We start from the raw sequence: 18,781 nt of genomic DNA, 5'->3' as shown, positions 1-18,781 counted from the left end.
GCGTGAGCGATACTTGGCAGTAATGGAAACCAGGTCTGCTCCGCCGCCGGAACCCCAGCCGTCAGGTTCGGGCCGGGCCGCCGTCCTCGACGCCCTGCGTGCGTTCGACGGTCCGGTCACCATCCAGGCCCTGGCCGGACAGCTCCGCCTGCACCCCAGCACGGTGCGCTTCCACCTGATGAAGCTGGTCCAGGGCGGTCTCGTGCACGAGGAACAGGCCGCACCGGAGGGACCGGGCCGACCGCGGCTGTGCTACCGGGCGGTCCGGGACACCCCGCCCGCCGGCCCGACCGCCGAGGACCAGATCGGCGAGTACCAACTGCTGTCGCACATCCTCACCGGCTACGTCGCGGCACACACCGACGATCCGGCCGCCGCCGCCCGCTCCGCCGGACGGCAGTGGGGCCACTTCCTGGTGGACCGCCCGGCCCCGTCCGACCAGCCGACGCGCGAGGAGGTCGTCACCCGGGTCTCCGGCATGCTCGACAAGCTCGGATTCGAGCCTGAGACGGAGGCGAACGGTGAGATCCTGTTGCACCGGTGCCCGTTCCGGGCGGTGGCCGAACGCCATCCCGGCGTCATCTGCTCGGTCCACCTCGGCCTGCTCCAGGGCGCCACGGAGGAACTCGGCGGCGACCCGGAGCAGACCGTCCTCGAACCGTTCGTGACGCCCCGGCTCTGCGTCGCCCGGTTGCCGCTCACCGGGGACGAGCCCGAGGGCGGCCGGCACCGCCCGGACGAGCAGCACCCGGACGACTCCGGAAACTAGGGCGTCTCCCGGATCTTCGCCGGCCTGCGACGGACCCAGGCGGTGTCCGGCGCCCGCCTGGGAGCACTCCTCGGCCGGCTCGTGCACCTATCGGGGAGTCCGGCTCAGTACACCAGGGCTTTGCGCAGGTAGTGCAGGTCGTCAGGGCCGGACCAGCGCAGCGCCGACAGGCCGGCCACCCGCGCGCCCCGGATCGCCCAGTCCTCGTCGTCGACGAAGAGCACCCGCGACGGCGCGGTCTGAAGCGCGTCACAGGCCGCCTGGAAGTACTCCTTGGCCGGCTTGTTCACCCCGACGACCGAGGAGTTGACCACCACGTCCAGCTCACCGGTCAGGCCCAGCGCGGCCAGGTCGGCGTCGAGCAGGTCGGTGGCGTTGGTGCCCAGCCCGACCCGTACGCCGGCCGCCCGCACCTCGCGGACGAAGCCGAGCACCTCCGGGTCCACCTCGCCCCGGTAGCGCTGCCACTGCTCGACCGCGGCGCGGGCCCGCTCCGGGCTGCCCACCGACTCGGTCAGCGCGTCCGCCACGCTGGACATCCACTCGGCGTGGCTGACCCGGCCGGTCAGCACCGGCTGGAGCCGCCCCCACTGCATGGCGATCTCGCCGAGGACGCCCTCGGAGAGCCCGTACTCCCGCTCGACGCCGACGGCCACCGCCGGGTCCCAGCGACGCAGTACACCGTCGAAGTCCACCAGGAGCGCCGTCGCGCGTTCCCGACCCACTACTCGTTCTCCTCGCCGCGGCCTGGCCGCTCGTCCCCGTCGGCCCGGTTGAGCCGTTGACTGATCACCTGGGTGACCCCACTGCGCATGGTCACCCCGTACAGCGCGTCGGCGATCTCCATCGTCCGCTTCTGGTGCGTGATGACGATCAGCTGACTCTTCTCCCGCAACTGTGCCAGCAGCGTGATCAGCCGGCCCAGGTTGACGTCGTCCAGCGCCGCTTCGACCTCGTCCATGATGTAGAACGGGCTGGGCCGGGCACGGAAGATCGCCACCAGCATCGCCACCGCGGTCAGCGAGCGTTCCCCGCCGGAGAGCAGCGAGAGCCGCTTGATCTTCTTGCCCGGGGGTCGCGCCTCGACCTCGACTCCGGTGGTGAGCAGGTCCTCCGGGTCGGTGAGGATCAGCCGGCCCTCGCCGCCGGGGAAGAGCACGGTGAAGACCTGCTCGAACTCCCGGGCGGTGTCGGCGAACGCGCTGGCGAAGACCTCCAGGATCCGGTCGTCGACGTCCTTGACCACGGTGAGCAGGTCGCGGCGGGTGGCCTTCAGGTCCTCCAGCTGCTCGGAGAGGAACTTGAAGCGCTCCTCCAGCGCGGCGAACTCCTCCAGTGCGAGCGGGTTGACCTTGCCGAGCAGGGCCAGTTCCCGTTCCGCCTTGGCGGCGCGCTTCTCCTGCACCGGGCGCTCGTAGCGGACCGGCTCGGGCACCGGCAGGCCGTCGCGTTCTGCCGCCGCGACGTCCACCTGGGTGGGCGGGACGGGCTGGTTCGGGCCGTACTCGGCGACCAGGGTCTCCACGTCCAGGCCGAAATCCTCGGCGGCCTTGGCCTCCAGCTGCTCGATGCGCAGCCGCTGCTCGGCGCGGGCCACCTCGTCCCGGTGCACCTGGCTGGTGAGCCGTTCCAGCTCCGCGCCGAGCCGCTTGGCCGCGCCGCGTACCTCCGACAGCTCGGCCTCGCGGGCGGCGCGTTCGCGCGCCACGGCGTCGCGGTGCTCCTCGGCGGCGGCGATCGAGCCGGTGAGCCGGGTGAGCGCCGCACGGGCGCCGCCGACCACGGCCCGGGCGATGGTCGCGCCCCGGGCCCGCGCGGCCCGCCGGGCGGCGGCCCGTTCCCGGGCGGCGCGCTCCGCGGTCGCTTGCCGGGCCAGGGAGTCCGCGCGGCCGGCGATGGAGGCGACCCGCTCCTCGGCGGTACGCACCGCGAGCCGGACCTCCATCTCGTTCTGCCGGGCCCGGGGCACCATCGCGGCGAGCTGGTCCCGTTCCTCGGTGGACGGTTCGGCGTCGATCGGGGTGGCCTCGGCCAGCCGCAGCCGCTCCTCCAGCTCCGCCAGGGCGGTCAGGTCGCGTTCCCTTGCCGCCTCGGCGCGGGCCCGGGATTCGCCGAGCCGGTCGGTCTCCGCCTTCGCCGAGCGGGCGGCGGCCCCCAGCTCGGCCAGCCGGCGGGCGGCGGCGTTGCGGTGGCTCTCCGCCTCCCGCCTGGCGGCGGCGGCGTGCTGCACCGCCTCCTTGGCCGCCGCCACCTCGGCCCGGGCGTCGACGAGCTGTTCGCGCAGCTCGCCGCTGGTCCGCTCGGCGGTGAGCCGGTTGGCCCGCGCCTCCTCGACGGCTGCCTGCACCTCGATGTAGCTGGGTGCCTTCGCCGACCCGCCGGCCGCCGCGTACGCCCCGACCACGTCACCGTCTCCGGTGACCGCGCGCAGCTCCGGGTTGGCGGCGACCAGCTCGGCCGCGGCGGCGAGGTCGTCGACGAGCGCCACGTCGCGCAGCGCGCGGTGCACCGCCGGACGGATCTCGGCGGAGCACTCGACCAGGTCGGGGGCCCAGCGGGCGTGCTCGGGGAGCTTCGGGCGCAGTGCGTCCGCGCTGCCGTCCATGCCGGGGCCGGCAGGGCTGCCGACCAGCAGCCCGGCCCGGCCGGCGTCGGAGATCTTGAGCAGCCGCATCGCCTCGACGGCCTCGTCCACCCCGGTGACCGCGACCGCGTCGGCGAGCCCGCCGAGCGCGGCGGCGAGCGCCGCCTCGTGGCCGGGAGCGACGGTGAGCAGCCCGGCGAGGCTGCCGAGCAGGCCGGGCACCTCACCGGCGCGGGCGAGCAGCGCGCCCGCGCCGTCCTTGCGGCGCAGGCCGAGGGCGAGTGCCTCCTCGCGGGCCTTCCAGGTGGCGGCGTCCTTCTCGGCGCTCCGCTCGGCGTCGGCGAGGGCGCGGACGGCCGCTTGGGCCCGCTCGTGGACGGCGACCGCCTCGGCGTGCCGCTCGTCGAGCTCGGCGTTGTCCCGGTCGGCCTCGGTGGACTGCGCGGCGACCGCGTCCAGGTCGGCCTGCGCCTTCTCGGCCCGGGCCAGCGCGTCGGTGTGGGCGGCGGCGAGGCGGTCGATCTCCTCACCCGCGCTGGTGGTACGGGCCCGCGCCGAGTTGACCTGCCCGGTGAGCCGGGCCAGCCCTTCCCGCCGGTCGGCGATGGCCTTGGCGGCGGCGACCAGTTCCCGCTCGGCGGTGGCGAGCTGCCGTTCCAGCTCCTGCCGCTGCTCGACCGCCTCGGCGAGGCGGACCTGGTCTTCGGTGAGCGCGGCGCGCAGTTCCTCCTCCTGCTCGCGGACCCGCTGCGACTCGGCCTCCAACTGGTCCGGGTCGCGGCCGGTGCGCTCGTCGTCGGAGGTGGCGCTGAGGTGGCGCAGGCGTTCCCGGGCGAGCTGCTCGATGGAGCGGAACCGCTCCTGCAGGGCGGAGAGCTTGTACCAGGTGTCCTGGGCGGCGGCCAGCAGCGGCGCGTCCTGGGCGAGGGCCGCCTCCAGCTCGGCCAGCCGGGCCTGCACCTCGGTGTGTTCCGCCTCCACCTGCTCGCGTCGCTCCCGCAGCGCGGTCTCGTCGGCGATCTCCTTGTTCAGGGTGGTGCGCAGGGTGTGCAGGTCGTCGGCGAGCAGCCGCAGCCGGGCGTCGCGCAGGTTGGCCTGGATGGCGGCGGCGCGGCGGGCCACCTCGGCCTGCCGGCCCAGCGGCTTGAGCTGGCGGCGCAGCTCGGCGGTGAGGTCGGTGAGCCGGTTGAGGTTGGTCTGCATCGCGTCGAGCTTCCGCAGCGCCTTCTCCTTGCGCTTGCGGTGCTTGAGGACGCCGGCCGCCTCCTCGATGAACGCCCGCCGGTCCTCCGGCTTGGCGTGCAGCATGCCGTCGAGGCGGCCCTGGCCGACGATGATGTGCATCTCCCGGCCGATGCCGGAGTCGGAGAGCAGCTCCTGGATGTCGAGCAGCCGGCAGGAGTCGCCGTTGATCTCGTACTCGCTCTCGCCGGAGCGGAACATCCGGCGGGTGATGGAGACCTCGGTGTACTCGATCGGCAGCGCGCCGTCGGTGTTGTCGATGGTGAGGGTGACCTCGGCGCGGCCCAGCGGCGCCCGGCCGGCGGTGCCGGCGAAGATGACGTCCTCCATCTTGCCGCCGCGCAGCGCCTTGGCGCCCTGCTCGCCCAGCACCCAGGCGATGGCGTCGACGACGTTGGACTTGCCGGAGCCGTTCGGGCCGACCACGCAGGTGATCCCGGGCTCCAACTTCAGCGTCGTCGCGGAGGCGAAGGACTTGAACCCCTTCACCGTCAGGCTCTTGAGATGCACCTTCTCGATCCTCGTCCGGTGGCCGCCGCAGGCGTCGCGGGCTGCGCGGACCTGGTGAACCCGCAGACTAACCCCTCGGTGGGGGCCGGTCGGCACGCGACCCGCCCCGGGGCACGGCACGGCACCGCTGAATGCGGCGTGACGCATCCGACAAGATCGCGAAACTGCGGTGGCGAAATTGCGGGGACAGAGCTGCGCGCCGGCACTTCGAGTGTCGGCGCGCGTTGTTTCGAGTGGTGCTATTCAGTTGTGCGGGATCCCGATGAGATCAGGTCAGCGCGGGCTCGGCGAGCCGGAGGAGGTCGTCAGCCTCCGCGGCGGCCGCGGCGAGCCGATCGTTCTCGGCGCGCAGACGCGTGATCTCGAACTCCAGTGCCTGAACCGTGGCACGCAGTCGGGTGACCTCGTCGAGCAGACGCCGGTCGGGCGCTGCACCTACGTGGCCGAAGAGGGCCTTGGCCATGCTGAACTCCTTGATATGCGCTGCCGGAAAGGCCGGCCAACGCGCGCCCATGAACTGTCCGCGACTGCTATCCCGGGCGAAATCCGGGCATGGCTGGGCGCGACTGGCGACACGTATATATTGAGCCGAGGACCCCTCCTTCGTCAAGTTCCCGCAGGCCGTAGATCATCTCCACGTCCACCCTGTCCACTCGTCGGGGGCCACCAGGCTCGGACACACTCTGTCCGGACTCCTTGACTGTACGCCCGGAAATGTGCGTACGGTCAGTACGTGAGTCACTCTCCCTTAACTCTTCCTTAGCCAGGTTGCCGCAGTTCACGGCGCGTCCGTAGCGTCACCCCGGCCCGCAACCGACCCGTGGAGGCGACAGGCGTGTACGGCTGGACCGACCCCAACGAACCGGACGGCGTTCCCCGCCGACCGCGACCGCCTGCCGACGAGCAGCCGAGTTGGCTGACCGACCGCCCGGAGCCGCGCTCGGCGTACCTCTTCGGGGACGCCCCGGAGCAGCCCGGCGACGACTGGACCGAGGCCCCCACCGGGGGCTGGCAGGTTGCGCCCGCCGACCGGCCGTACGGGGAGCCGCACCACACCGCCGCCCTCCCGGTGGTCGACGCGCCGACCGGCCCGGTCGTGACGCCCTTCGAGCGGACCGCCGACCGGCTGCCCCGGGACGCCTCGGGCCCGGTGGTGGCCCGGTTCGAGCGGGCCGCCGGCCGGGGACCGGAGACCGCACCCGCCTGGAGCCCGGCGGGCGACCCGTCCGCCGAGGGACAGGGGCGACACCGGCAGCGCGGCCGCTTCCCCCGCCCGCTGGTGATCGGCGGCGCCGCCGCGGCCGCCACGCTGGTGGTGAGCCTCGGCGTGGGCGCCCTGGTCCTGCCCGGCGACGGCGGCGGGGCCGACAAGGCGTCCTTCGACGACACGGCGGCCGCCGCCCCGGTGGCCCCCGACGTCACCGGCGCCGACGCGCTGGCCGCCACCGGCAGCCCCTCCCCCAGCGCCACGCCGACCACCGCGAGTCCCAAGCCGTCACCGACGAAGACCGTCCGGCCGACTCCCGCGCCGACGCGGACCACGGCGGCGTCCCGGCAGGGCACCGGACGCAACGGCAGCGCCTCGACCGGCGGCAGCACCACGAACTCGCTGAGCCCCGGCGTCAGCAGCCAGGCCCAGCAGGTCGTCGACCTGGTCAACGCGGAGCGGGCCAAGGCCGGCTGCGGGAAGCTGGGCATCGACGACAAGCTCATGACCGCCGCCCAGCGGCACAGCCAGGACCAGGCCGACCACCAGAAGATGTCGCACACCGGCAGCGACGGCAGCGACGCCGGTGACCGGATCGACCGGGTCGGCTACGCCTGGCGCACCTACGGCGAGAACGTCGCCTGGAACCAGAAGACCCCGGCAGCGGTCATGGACGCCTGGATGAACAGCCCCGGGCACCGGGCGAACATCCTCAACTGCGCCTTCACCGAGATCGGTGTCGGCGTGGCGAGCAGCAACGGCCCGTACTGGACGCAGGTCTTCGCCGCGCCCCGCTGAGCCGCCCACCGACGCGCCCCCGTCCGCGACGCCCACCGCGTCGTCGGCCGGGGGCGCGTCGTTTGACCGGGTGAGGAAGGCCGCGCGAGGTGGCCCGGCGTACCGGCGCGGGGCGGCGCGGCCCGCCCGAGGACCCGGGAGCGGCGCATGCGGATCCGGCTGCCAGCGCGGTGCGGCGGGCCGGCCCGCTCCGGCACGCCCGCCCGGGCGCCGTCGCGCCGCACCGCCCGCCGGGCCCTGCCGGCCGTCGTCGCGCTCACCCTGCTCGTCCCGATGTACGCCTGCCGCGCCGTGCCCACCCCGCCGAGCGCGCCGACCCCGTGGCCGGCCGGGTACGCCCACCGGTGGCAGTGGCAGTGGCAGCTCACCGGCCCGGTCGACACCACGGTGGAGGCCGACGTCTTCCTGCTCGACCCGGTCCGGACCACCTCCGCCGAGACGGCCGAACTGCGCCGGCGGGACCGTCGGCTGGTGTGCCAGGTGCACGTCGGGTCGTACGCCGACACCGACCCGGACGCCACCCGCTTCCCGGCGGCGGTCCGCGGCGTCGCGACCGACCGGCCGCGCCGCCACTGGCTGGACGTCCGCCGCTGGGACGTGCTGCGCCCGGTGCTGGCCGACCGGTTCCGGCTCTGCCGGGGCAAAGGATTCGGCGCGGTCGCCCTGGCCGACGCCGACGGGTACGCCCACCGCTCCGGGTTCCCGCTGCACTTCGACGACCAGCTCCGGTTCAACCGGCGGGTCGCCACGCTGGCCCGCTCCCTGGAGCTCTCCCCCGGCCTGGTCGACGACCTGGATCAGGTCGCCGCGCTGGCGCCCGACTTCGACTTCGCGGTCAACGAGGAGTGCGTACGGCTGCACCGGTGCGCCAAGCTGCTGCCCTTCACCGAGGCGCACAAGCCGGTCTTCCACGTGGAGTACACCGGGACCACCGCCACGTTCTGCGTCACCACCGTCGGCTACGGCTTCGCCTCCATGCGCAAGCAGCGCGACCTCGGCCCCTGGCGCGACCCCTGCCCCCTGCCCTGACGCCACCCGCCCTGGGGCGGGACGAGCCGAGGCCCGGACCGTCGCACGGTCCGGGCCTCGGCGGTCGTGGGCGGGATCAGCGGGCGCCGACCAGCTCCGGGGTGGGGGTGGGCGGGTCGGCCGGCGGGGCGACCGCCCGGGCCCGCAGGAAGCGCGGGGCCCACCAGTTGGCGTCGCCGAGCAGCGTCATCAGCGACGGCAGCACCACCGCCCGGATGATCGTGGCGTCCAGCAGGATCGCCGCCGCCAGCCCGATGCCGAGCTGCTTCATGTCGATCGTGCTCAGCGTGGCGAAGATCGCGAAGACCCCGACCATCACCACCGCCGCGCTGGTCACCACGCCCGCCGACGAGGTGATCCCGTACGCCACCGCGTCCCGGTTGGACATGCCGGCCCGGATCCCCTCGCGGATCCGGCTGACCACGAAGACGTGGTAGTCCATGGAGAGCCCGAAGAGCACCACGAAGAGGAAGAGCGGCAGCCAGGAGACGATCGCCCCCATCGAGGTGAAGCCGAGCGGCCCCTCGGCCCACTCGCCCTGGAAGACCAGCACCAGCAGGCCGTACGCGGCGCCGGCGGAGAGCAGGTTGAGCACGATCGAGGTGAGCGCCACGACCACCGAACGGAACGTCCAGGTCATCACCAGGAAGGTCAGCGCCAGCACGAAGGCCATCACCAGCGGCAGCTTCTCCTCGACGTGCTGCGCGTAGTCCTCGCTGGCGGCGACCCCGCCGCCGACCGCGTACTCGACGCCGGGGATGCCGCGCATCGCCGCCGGCAGCAGGTCGTCGCGCAGCGTGTGCAGCGAGCGCGCCGCCTCGTCGTCCCGGCTGGCGTACGGGGTGGCGACCTCCAGCGTCGACACCCGCCGGTCGGCCGACACCTCGATCCTCGGGCCGTCCCCCTCGGCCGGCGCGAAGAGCGGGTCGGCGGCGGCTCGCCCGGCCAGGTCGGTAAGCGCCGCCCGTACCCGGTCGGCCTGCTCGGCGGGCGCCTGCACGGCCACCAGGTGGCTGGTGCCGGTGCTCGGGAAGGCGGCGGTGAGCCGGTCGTACGCCTGCATGGCCGGCGTGGTGCGGGGCAGGTCCTCCATGCCGGGGAACTTCAGCTTCATGCCCAGCGCCGGCGCGGCCAGGGCGAGCAGCAGCCCGACCGAGACGACCAGGGTGGCCAGCGGCGCACGCAGCGCGGGGCGCAGCACGGCCGGCCAGAACCGCGCCTTCGCCGGCTGCCCGTGCCGCCCGGTACGCGCCGCGGTGAGCCGCCACAGCAGCGGCACCCGGGGCCGGTCGACCCAGCGGCCCAGCTTCGCCAGCAGCGCCGGCAGCACGGTCAGCGAGCCGGTCACCGCGACCGCCACCACCAGGATCGAGCCGACCGCCAGCGAGGAGAAGACCGCGTCGTTGGCGAGCAGCAGCCCGGCCATCGAGATGATCACCGCGAAGCCGGAGACCACCACGGCGTGCCCGGAGGTCTCCGCGGCGATCTCCACCGCGTCCAGCCCGGAGCGGCCCTTGGCGCGTTCCTCCCGCTCCCGGCGCACGTAGAACAGCGAGTAGTCGACGCCGACGGCCATGCCGATCAGCAGGATCACGCTGGACGTGGTGTCGGTCGCCGGCACCAGGTGCGAGGCGAGCGTGGAGAGTCCCATCGCGGCGGCCACCGAGGAGAGCGCCAGCAGCACCGGCACCCCGGCGGCGATCAGCGCGCCGAAGGCGACGATCAGGATGGCCAGGGTGACCGGCAGGCTCAGCAGTTCGGCCCGCTTGAAGTCCTTGCCGAGCGTGTCGTCCAGGGCCTTGCCGATCGACGGCCCGCCGACCTGCTCGACCCGCAGCCCCGGATACGAGCCCTGGATGCCCGCCGTGGCGTCGCGCAGCGGCTGCACCCGGTCGGAGGCGTCCTCCGGGTCGCCGGCCATGGTGACCGGCACCAGCAGCGCGTTGCCGTCCCGGGACGACACCGGCGCCCCCACCGACGCCACCCCGGCCACCTGGCGCATCCGCTCGGTCGCGTCGGCCGCCGCCGCCTTCGCCGCCGCCTGGTCCAGCGTCCCGGTACGCGGCGTGATGAGGATGTTCTCGACGGCGGGGTCGTCGAAGTCCCCCTCGGTGACGAGGATGTCCGCCCGGCCGGACTCCCCGATCGCCATGTCGGCGTTCGTGGCCTCCTTCAGCCCGGCGGCGCTGCCACCGACGAAGCACACCGCCACGAACACCACCCAGAGCGCGATCGCACGCCACGGGTGCTCGGCGCTCCACCGCGCCAGCCGCACCGTCACCGGTCTTCTGCCCATCTGTCGCGTTCCCCCTGTCGCACCCGTCGGCGTCCTGCCGACGGTGCTGACGCTAGGGAAACGGGCAGCCGCCGGCATCGGGGATCGGCCCCGGCTCGTCCCGGACGTCACCCGGCGCGTGGTAAGGGGCACCCGGGCGGACCGGACGGGCAGAGCGGGCCGATGTCAGGGACCCGCCGGGAACGGCACACCGGCGCCACCCCGAGCCGGCTCGGGGTCACCCCCTCAGGGCCCCCCGGGGACGTGGCTGGCATCGCGGGCAACTGTACGACGAGCGGTTCATGAACGCCTCCCGCTTGATCGGCGCGCCGCACCGCCGGCAGGGCTCACCCTCCCGGCCGTACACGTTGAGCGACCGGTCGAAGTAGCCGCTCTCGCCGTTGACGTCGACGTACAGGTCGTCGAAGCTGGTGCCGCCCTGCGCGATCGCCTCGCCGAGCACGTCACGGACGTGCCCGAGCAGCCGGGTGGCGGCCGGGGCGGTCAGCGCGTCGGTCGGCCGCGCGCCGTGCAGCTTCGCCCGCCACAACGCCTCGTCGGCGTAGATGTTGCCCACTCCGGAGATCAGCGTCTGGTCGAGCAGCGCCCGCTTCACCTCGGTACGCCGCCGGCGCAGCGCCGCCACGAAGCCGGCGTCGGCGAACTCGTCGTCCATCGGGTCGCGGGCGATGTGCGCGATCTCCGCCGGCAGCTCGGCGCCGCCCTCGCTGACCGACAGCCCGCCGAACGTGCGCTGGTCGACGAAGCGCAGCTCGGGGCCGTCGTCGGCGAACCGGAACCGCACCCGCAGGTGCAGCTCGTCGGCGGCGTCCACCGGCTGCAGCAGCAGCTGGCCGGACATGCCCAGGTGGCCGATCAGCGCGTCGCCGCTGTCCAGCGGCAGCCAGAGGTACTTGCCGCGGCGCCGCACGTCGGTGACCGTACGGTCGGCCAGCACGGCGGCGAAGTGTGCCGCGCCGGGGACGTGCCGGCGTACCGCGCGGGGGTGGCGCACCTGGACCGAGGCGATCCGCCGGCCGGTGACCCACTGGGCCAGACCGTGCCGGACCGTCTCGACCTCGGGCAGTTCAGGCACTGCCCAGACCTGCCTCGGCGGTGGCCGCGGACTCCTCGGCCGCCAGCGCGGCCTGCTCCTTCTCGGCCTGCGCGGTCAGCTCCCGCCAGGCCGCCTCGGCGGCCCGCTGCTCCGCCTCCTTCTTGCTGCGCCCCTCGGCCCCGCCGTAGCGGTTGCCGGCCACCACCACCCAGGCGGTGAAGGTCTTGAGGTGGTCCGGACCGGTGCCCTCGATCCGGTACTCGGGCACACCCAGCCCCAGCGCGGCGGTGAGCTCCTGGAGGCTGGTCTTCCAGTCCAGGGCGGCGCCGCGGCCGGCGGACTCGGCCATCACCGGGTCGAAGAGGCGGTGGATGACCAGGGCGGCGGTGTCGAGGCCGTACTGGAGGTAGATCGCGCCGAGCAGCGCCTCCAGCGTGTCGGCGAGGATGCTGGCCTTGTCCCGGCCGCCGGTGGCCTCCTCGCCCTTGCCGAGCAGCAGGTACGCGCCGAGCCCGTCCGGCCCCAGGCCCCGGGCCACGTCGGCCAGGGCGCGCATGTTGACCACGCTGGCCCGCAGCTTGGCGAGCTGCCCCTCGGGCAGGTCCGGGTGGTTGCGGAAGAGCGCGGTGGTGATCACCACACCGAGCACCGAGTCGCCGAGGAACTCCAGCCGCTCGTTGGTGGGCAGGCCGCCGTTCTCGTACGCGTAGGAGCGGTGGGTCAGGGCCCGCTCCAGCAGCTCGGGGTCGAGCGTCACGCCGAACGCCGCCTCCAGGTGACCGACGTGGGCACGTCGGCGCTTGTCGTTCGTCATGGGCTCACCTCGGTGTCGATGCTGTCACTGGTCGAGGAGTGCACGGGGGCGCCGGCGAGCAGCGCGCGGACCCGGTCGGTGGCGCCGCGTCGCCACAGGTGCGCGGCGAGGGCGATGCCGGAGGCGACGTCGGCGGGTTCGGCGGCGCCGTGGCAGACCACCACCGTCCCGGCCACGCCGAGCAGGGCCGCCGCGCGGGGTGCGCCACCGATCTCGGGCGGGCCGCCGGCCATCGCGTACGCGCCCTCGATGGCCTTGAGCAGCACGTTACCGGTGAAGCCGTCGGTGACCACCACATCGGCGCGCGCGCCGATCGAGAGGTCGTACCCCTCGACCAGGCCGACGTAGCGGGCCCCGCACGGCAACGGCGCGGCGGCGAGCAGGGGGTCGGCGGCCTTGCGGGGGCGGTCGCCCTTGCCCGCCTCGGTGCCGACGGAGAGCAGCCCCACCCGGGGAGCGTCGACGGCGTGCGCCACGGCGGCGTACGCGGCACCGAGCACGGCGTGCCGGGCCAGGGTGGCGGGACGGGGTTCCAGGGAGCCGCCGACGTCGAGCAGGACCACCGGGCCGGACACGGCCGGGACGGTGGCCACCAGGGCCGGGTGGCGGACGTCGTCCCACCGACCGAGGCCGAGGGCGGCGGCGGAGACGGTGGCGCCGGTCGACCCGGCGGAGACGAGGGCGTCGGCGGTGCCGTCGCGGACGGCGGCGACGGCCGCCCGGACGGTGCTGTCGGCGCGCGGCGCGTGATGGGCCGGGCCGGCCGCGGCGTGCGCCGGTCGGACGGTGATCCGGGCGCGCTCCACCGGGGTGAGGGCGTCGGTCACCGCGACCGCGACCTCGGTCGGGCCGACGAGCAGCAGGTGCAGGTCCGGATCGGCGCGGACGGCTCGCAGAGCGCCGTCAACCACGACGGCGGGGGCGTCGTCCCCGCCGAGGAGGTCAACGGCGATCCGCGCGGTGCCCGGCTCCACCGTGACACCGGCCGGAGCGGGCCGGTCGGTGTCGCAGGGAGCCGGGGCACCGGGCGATCGCCAGGGTGCGCGCGCCACCCGACCCGTGGTCGGGGGCGTCACTCGGCGTCCAGGTCTCAGACTTCGAGGACCTGGCGGCCGTTGTACGTGCCGCAGACGGAGCACGCGGCGTGCGGCAGCTTGGCGGACTTGCACTGCGGGCAGGCCACGGTCGCGACCACGGCCGCCTTCCAGTTCGCCCGGCGGGACCGGGTGTTGCTGCGCGACATCTTGCGCTTGGGGACGGCCACGGTTCCTACTCCTCTGTACGGTTCAGTTGCGACAGGCCCGCCCAACGCGGGTCGATCTGCTGGTGGCTGTGGTCGACCGGCAGATCGTCCCAGTGCACCCCACACTCGGGGCACAAGCCTGGGCAGTCCTCCCGGCAGAGCGGGTTGGTCGGCAGTGTGAGCACCACCGCGTCCCGCAGCGCCGGCTCCAGGTCGATCAGATCGCCCTGCATCCGGCCCACCTCGTCCTCGTCGGTCGTGGAGTCCGTGGTGCTGTCCTGGTACGCGTACAGCTCCTGGACGTTCACGACCACCGAGTCGTTGATCTCACGCAGGCACCGGCCGCACTCGCCCCGGACGGGACCGCTGATGGTCCCGGAGACGAGCACGCCCTCGGACACCGACTCCAACCTCAGGTCGAGGTCGAGGTCCGCGCCCTCCGGCACGCCGATCAACTCCACGCCGAGGTCCGCCGGTGCCGGTGCGACCCGCTTGACCGTACGCATCGCGCCAGGTCGACGCGGCAGGTCCCTCGTGTCGAGGACCAGCGGCGACCTGGGGTTCAGGTTCGATGGCGAGTTCTTGGGCATAGTCAGACTCCGGCCGGTGAGAGGCCGACAAAAAAGGTTACCTGGGCGACCGCCGGACCGTCGAACCGGGGGCGGACGCCCTCCTGCTCATGTCGGCTGGTGAGGTGCCGCTCAGAAGGGTAGCGGGCGCTCCGCCTCGTCCCCGGCGAAGGTGCCGATCTCCCGCAGCGCGTGCATCTTGTCCCGGCCACGCTCTATCGAGGCCAGCGCCCGAGTCAGGAACTGCTCGAAGTTGGCCAGCGCGGTGTCGACGTAGTCGTCGACCTCCTCCCGCAGCCGCTGCGCCTCGGCCCGGGCCTCGCCGATGATCCGGGCGCCCTCGTGCTCGGCGGAGACCGTGATCTCGTTCACCGAGACCAGCCGGGCGTGTTCCGCCTCACCCTCGCTGATGATCCGGTCGGCCTCCCGCTTGCCGGCCTCCATGATCTTGTCCCGCTCCTCCAGGAGGGCGGCGGCCCGGCGCAGGTCGGCGGGAAGCTCGGCGCGCAACTCGTCCAGGACCGCGATCATCTCGCCCCGGTCGACCATGCAGTTGTTGCGCGACATCGGTACGGAGCGGGCCTGCTCCACCATGGCGATCAGTTCGTCGATGCGATCGAGCGGGTCCACCGGTACCTCACTCCTGTCGTTCGTCGGCCGACCTACATGATGCGGCCTGCGCCCGGGTTCGGCGCTCCATCCATCATGTCGCGCCCACTCCACCCCGCGCCGATCCGCCCCCACCCGGCGCGTCGTCCCACCCCGCCCCGCCGATCTTGCAGTTTCGGTCCGGTCATTCCGCCCTCACCCGGACGAAAGCCCGGCCACAACTGCAAGATCGTGGCGGTCGGAGGCGGGTCAGGAGCGGGTGTCGGGGTGCAGGCGGACGGCCAACTGGGCGCGGACCCGGTCCGGTACGTGCGCGGAGATGTCGCCACCCCACTTCGCCACGTCCTTGATCAGGCTCGAGGAGAGGAAGGAGTAGAGCGGGTTGGTGGGCATGAAGAGCGTCTCCACCCCGGCCAGACCGATGTTCATCTGCGCCATCTGCAGCTCGTAGTCGAAGTCGCTGACCGCTCGCAGGCCCTTGATCAGCACGCTCGCCTCCTGCGCCCGGCAGAAGTCGACAAGCAGGCCACGGAACGACTCGACCCGGACGTTGTCGTACGAGGAGGTCACCTCGCGGAGCATGTCGATCCGCTCCTCGACGGTGAACAGGCCACTCTTCGACTGGTTGACCAGCACGCCAACGATTACCTCGTCGAAGAGCCGGCTGGCCCGTCCGATGATGTCGAGGTGGCCGTTGGTGACCGGGTCGAACGAGCCGGGACACACCGCACGTCTCATGATCGGCGACCGTACCAAAGGGTGGTCTCGCCGTAGCGGCGACTGCGCTCGCCGGTGACGCCTTCCACCCAGACGACCGGTCCGGTGCGGCTGGACCGCTCCACCACCACCAGGGCGTCCGGGGCCAGCCAGTCGTGCGCGACCAGCGCGGCCAGCATCGCGGTGATCTCGGCGTCGGGCACCGCGTACGGCGGGTCGGCGAAGACCACGTCGTACGGCTCGCCGCCGGGGCCGGCCGCGAGCACCCCGGCCACCTTGCCGGCGACCAGCCGGGCGGCGGGGGCGGCCCGGAGCGTGGCCACGTTCTCCCGGATCACCCGGGCGGCACGCGGGTCGGACTCGACCAGCAGCACATGCCCGGCACCCCGGGAGAGCGCCTCCAGGCCGACGGCGCCGGAGCCGGCGTACAGGTCGGCGACGCGCGCGCCGACGAGGTCGACCTCGGCCTGCACCGCACTGAACAACGCCTCCCGCACCCGGTCGGAGGTGGGTCGGGTGCCGGCGCCGGGCGGCGCGGCGATCCGCCGCCCGCCGAGCGTGCCGGCCACGATCCGGGTCACGGTCTCCCCCTGCTCATACCGATGACGCTACGCGACGGCCCGGGGGTCCGGGCGAGACGGTGCGTGCAGGAAGGGTGGCACTGTGATCACCTTCAGTGCATCAATGATCTCAGATTCATAACATCATTCTTAGCCTTTCCTGAGCGCTGTAACGCGAACGGCGATCCCACTAGGGTCTGCCGGGTGCCGGCGACGCTGCGCCGGCCGAGCGGCGCCGGGGAGGGCGCCGTCGCGGGACGCACCGCAAGCGACCGCGACCAGCCGTCGCCACCCCGCCCGCCGCACCCTGACGCTTCTTCACCCCGGGAGTACGCGTGATCCGTCCCCAGCTGTCGCCCCGGCGACCGCTCGCCGTGGCCGCCGCCGCACTGGCCGGCCTCGCCACGGCACTCGCCTTCACGGCGCCCGCGAGCGCCACCAACACCTCGCCCTCGCCGTCGGCCTCCCCGACCGCGACCGCGACGCCGACCACCCCGACGGAACCGGCGCCGAACTGTGTCGAGGCCGCCGACGCGAAGTACACGCACACCTTCGACGGCCCGAAGGGCGAGGCCTCGATCACGCTGACCAACGGCCCGCTCTGCGCCGGCGAGGAGCAGGAACTGGCCCTGGTCTCGTACGTGACGCCGTCGGCGAAGTTCGCCGTGCCGCAGTACGTGCTCGACAAGTCGGTCAAGAAGTTCACCGGCGTGGGCGAGGGCGAGCTGGGCCTGGCCACCCTGGACTTCACCGTCGAGGTGCCGAACTGCTACACCCAGGTCGACTTCGTCTTCGGCAGCACCGTCGTCGACCCGCTGACCGACACCAGCGACCGCTACGGCGACCGCAAGGTCGGCAGCAGGAAGGGCATCGGCTCCCGGTCCACCGGCCCGCGGGCCTGGTACAACGGCGGCTCCGGCACCTGCACCGCCGTCCCGGAGGTCATCGCCGAGTCCGACTGCGAGGGCACCGTCGAGCTGACCCTGGTCAACCGCACCGGCAACGCGGCGGCCGAGTTCGTCATCACCGGCAGCAACGGCTTCACCGAGAAGGTGACCGTCCCCATGCGCAAGATCGAGACCCGCAAGCTCAGCCCGGGCCAGGCGCAGGAGATCACCGTGACCACGCCGGGCATGAAGGACTTCACCGGCGGGTGGGAGAAGCCCGAGGACTGCCAGCGGCCCGAGGTCGGCGTCCCGGACGCCGACTACGAGTCCACCTGCGACGAGATGGTCTTCCGGATCGCCAACCCGGAGGACGGCGTCACGCTGACCTCGACGTTCACTCCGAGCAAGGGTGCGGCCAAGACGCTGACCGTCGAGCCGGGCCGCACCGGCACCGTCAGCTTCAAGGCCGGCGAGGGCTTCACCGTCACCGTCACCGGTGACCTCGACTCCGGCGGCCCGCTGGCCTGGGAGCAGCCGGAGAACTGCGAAGAGGGTGGCACCGGCGGCGGCGAGCCCGGCCTGCCGGTGACCGGCGCGGCGGCCGGCGGCATCGCCGCGGGCGCACTCGCCCTGCTGGCGGCCGGCGCGGTGCTCTTCGTCGTCGCCCGACGCCGACGGATCCGCTTCACCGCCTGAGCGACACCTGCCTGACCGCGCGGGGGCGCGTCGACCGCGAGGTCGGCGCGCCCCCGGCGGTTCCAGGGTGGGGCCCGGGCGGCTCGGCCGCGCTGGTCGAGCCGCGCGCCGGGATCGGGGACGTGGGGCCGCGCCGACGGCACCCGAACGGGCGCGCCGGGAACGGCCGCCTCGCAACGGGCGCGCCACGGACGGGCACGCCACCGCCCCGTGCGGCCCCGACGTGGGTCAGCGCGCCGCGAGCGCCGCCGACGCTAGCGCCGGATCCACCTCGGCCTGGTTGGTCAGCAGCACCAGGCGGCGGTCCGATTCCGGCAGCCACACCGCGAGCGACTTGAAGCCCAGGTTGTACCCGGAGTGGTGCACCGCCGGTTCCCCCGCCAGCGGGCCGAGGAAACAGCCGTAGCCGTACGCCTCGCCGTCCCGGGGGGTCAACGCGTGCCGGGTGGTCATCGCCGCGACCGAGTCTGCGGTGAGCAGTCGCCCCCGGCGCGGCACGTCCAGCCAGGTGAGCAGATCCGGCCCGGTGCACCAGACGTCGCCCGTGCCCTGGTTGACGACGTCGAGGTCCCAGGAGGGCACCGGCCTGCCGTCCTCGTGGCCCACCGCCACCTCGGCGCGGTCCACCGGCGTGCCGGCGAAGCTGCCGGTCATCCCGAGCGGCCCGAACACCTCCTCGTCGAGGACGGTGCCGTACGGCCGGTCGGCGGCCCGCTCGACGACGCGGGACAGCAGCACGTAGCCCGGGCTGCTGTAGCTCCAGCCCGCGCCGGGGGCGAACAGCGGCGCGCCGGCGGCGAAGGTGGCGAGCAGGTCGTCCGGGTCGGCCGGTCCGGCCAGGTCGATCATCGGGTAGTCCGACCAGTGCCCGATCCCGGAGGTGTGGGTCAACAGGTGGTGCAGCGTGATCCCGGACCAGTGCGCGGGCGTGCGCGGCAGCCAGCGGGCGACCGGGTCGGCCAGGTCAAGGGCCTTCCGCTCCGCGAGGAGCAGCACCGCCACCGCGGTCATCTGCTTGCTGATCGACGCGATCTGGAACCGGGTCGCGCGGGTGCACGGCACCCCCCCGGAGGTGTCGTCCGCGACGCCACCGACCTGCTCCAGGACGAGGTCGTCGCCATGGGCCAGCAGGAGCACACCGCGGGTGAGGGAAATCGCCATCGATCGAGCCTAGGCGCGCAGCACCGAGCCGTGGGGGCAGGCTCCACAGGGGAC

17 protein-coding genes are annotated in these 18,781 nt (G+C 73.7%); 4 read left to right on the top strand and 13 right to left on the bottom strand.

Going from position 1 to position 18,781, the window contains the following annotated elements:
• Positions 1-22 precede the first annotated feature (22 nt).
• On the top strand, positions 23-769 hold the full coding sequence (locus GA0070560_RS16775) for a helix-turn-helix transcriptional regulator (RefSeq protein ID WP_091298054.1): 747 nt from the start codon (positions 23-25) through the stop codon (positions 767-769).
• A gap of 104 nt (positions 770-873) precedes the next feature.
• On the opposite strand, the gene GA0070560_RS16770 is transcribed toward GA0070560_RS16775, so the two are convergent.
• From GA0070560_RS16770 to GA0070560_RS16760, 3 genes are all read right to left on the bottom strand, one after another.
• Complete coding sequence (locus GA0070560_RS16770; RefSeq protein WP_091298051.1) at positions 874-1,494, bottom strand: HAD family hydrolase; 621 nt, start codon at positions 1,492-1,494, stop codon at positions 874-876.
• The gene (gene smc, locus GA0070560_RS16765) at positions 1,494-5,105 is read right to left on the bottom strand and encodes a chromosome segregation protein SMC (RefSeq protein WP_091298048.1); all 3,612 of its coding nucleotides are present in this window, start codon (positions 5,103-5,105) and stop codon (positions 1,494-1,496) included. The genes GA0070560_RS16770 and smc overlap by 1 nt, the downstream gene beginning before the upstream one ends.
• A 268-nt stretch (positions 5,106-5,373) precedes the next feature.
• Entirely contained in the window at positions 5,374-5,568 is a 195-nt protein-coding gene (locus tag GA0070560_RS16760; RefSeq protein ID WP_088977872.1) for a hypothetical protein, read from the bottom strand.
• Between the two features lie 372 nt (positions 5,569-5,940).
• On the opposite strand from GA0070560_RS16760, the gene GA0070560_RS16755 reads away from it, so the two are divergent.
• Positions 5,941-7,110: a CAP domain-containing protein gene (locus GA0070560_RS16755; RefSeq protein WP_245675552.1), complete on the top strand. Its 1,170-nt coding sequence runs from the start codon at positions 5,941-5,943 to the stop codon at positions 7,108-7,110.
• 147 nt (positions 7,111-7,257) lie between these two features.
• Positions 7,258-8,139 carry an endo alpha-1,4 polygalactosaminidase gene (locus GA0070560_RS16750; RefSeq protein ID WP_091298045.1) on the top strand — a complete coding sequence of 294 codons (882 nt, stop codon included), beginning with the start codon at positions 7,258-7,260 and terminating at the stop codon, positions 8,137-8,139.
• 76 nt (positions 8,140-8,215) lie between these two features.
• Here the strand turns inward: GA0070560_RS16750 and GA0070560_RS16745 are convergent, their stop codons facing one another.
• From GA0070560_RS16745 to rsmD, 9 genes are all read right to left on the bottom strand, one after another.
• Positions 8,216-10,435, bottom strand: coding sequence for an MMPL family transporter (locus GA0070560_RS16745; protein ID WP_091298042.1), 2,220 nt, complete (start codon positions 10,433-10,435; stop codon positions 8,216-8,218).
• Between the two features lie 217 nt (positions 10,436-10,652).
• Positions 10,653-11,510, bottom strand: coding sequence for a bifunctional DNA-formamidopyrimidine glycosylase/DNA-(apurinic or apyrimidinic site) lyase (mutM, locus tag GA0070560_RS16740; protein WP_091298038.1), 858 nt, complete (start codon positions 11,508-11,510; stop codon positions 10,653-10,655).
• On the bottom strand, positions 11,503-12,285 hold the full coding sequence (gene rnc / locus GA0070560_RS16735; protein WP_091298035.1) for a ribonuclease III: 783 nt from the start codon (positions 12,283-12,285) through the stop codon (positions 11,503-11,505). Before rnc ends, mutM begins: the two co-directional genes overlap by 8 nt.
• A complete protein-coding gene (locus tag GA0070560_RS16730) occupies positions 12,282-13,259 on the bottom strand; it encodes a phosphate acyltransferase PlsX (RefSeq protein WP_091298031.1) in 978 nt (325 codons plus the stop codon). Before GA0070560_RS16730 ends, rnc begins: the two co-directional genes overlap by 4 nt.
• Before the next feature lie 116 nt (positions 13,260-13,375).
• On the bottom strand, positions 13,376-13,549 hold the full coding sequence (rpmF, locus tag GA0070560_RS16725) for a 50S ribosomal protein L32 (protein ID WP_088963525.1): 174 nt from the start codon (positions 13,547-13,549) through the stop codon (positions 13,376-13,378).
• 5 nt (positions 13,550-13,554) lie between these two features.
• Positions 13,555-14,118 (bottom strand): YceD family protein, encoded by a 564-nt coding sequence (locus GA0070560_RS16720; RefSeq protein WP_091298027.1) that lies wholly within the window; start codon positions 14,116-14,118, stop codon positions 13,555-13,557.
• A 111-nt stretch (positions 14,119-14,229) separates the two neighbouring features.
• Positions 14,230-14,727 (bottom strand): SPFH domain-containing protein, encoded by a 498-nt coding sequence (locus tag GA0070560_RS16715; RefSeq protein ID WP_091298024.1) that lies wholly within the window; start codon positions 14,725-14,727, stop codon positions 14,230-14,232.
• Positions 14,728-14,955: 228 nt separating this feature from the next.
• Positions 14,956-15,444 (bottom strand): pantetheine-phosphate adenylyltransferase, encoded by a 489-nt coding sequence (gene coaD / locus GA0070560_RS16710; RefSeq protein WP_091298020.1) that lies wholly within the window; start codon positions 15,442-15,444, stop codon positions 14,956-14,958.
• Positions 15,441-16,004 (bottom strand): 16S rRNA (guanine(966)-N(2))-methyltransferase RsmD, encoded by a 564-nt coding sequence (gene rsmD, locus GA0070560_RS16705; RefSeq protein WP_091298018.1) that lies wholly within the window; start codon positions 16,002-16,004, stop codon positions 15,441-15,443. The genes coaD and rsmD overlap by 4 nt, the downstream gene beginning before the upstream one ends.
• A 314-nt stretch (positions 16,005-16,318) precedes the next feature.
• Here rsmD and GA0070560_RS16700 point away from each other — a divergent pair, with 314 nt between their 5' ends.
• Entirely contained in the window at positions 16,319-17,566 is a 1,248-nt protein-coding gene (locus tag GA0070560_RS16700; protein ID WP_091298015.1) for a hypothetical protein, read from the top strand.
• A gap of 228 nt (positions 17,567-17,794) precedes the next feature.
• Here the strand turns inward: GA0070560_RS16700 and GA0070560_RS16695 are convergent, their stop codons facing one another.
• On the bottom strand, positions 17,795-18,727 hold the full coding sequence (locus GA0070560_RS16695) for a serine hydrolase domain-containing protein (RefSeq protein ID WP_091298011.1): 933 nt from the start codon (positions 18,725-18,727) through the stop codon (positions 17,795-17,797).
• Positions 18,728-18,781 lie beyond the last annotated feature (54 nt).

The sequence above is a fragment of the Micromonospora halophytica genome, assembly GCF_900090245.1.
Lineage (GTDB): Bacteria > Actinomycetota > Actinomycetes > Mycobacteriales > Micromonosporaceae > Micromonospora > Micromonospora halophytica.
Note: the sequence above shows the minus strand (reverse complement) of the source record. Positions and strands in the feature narration are given on the sequence as shown.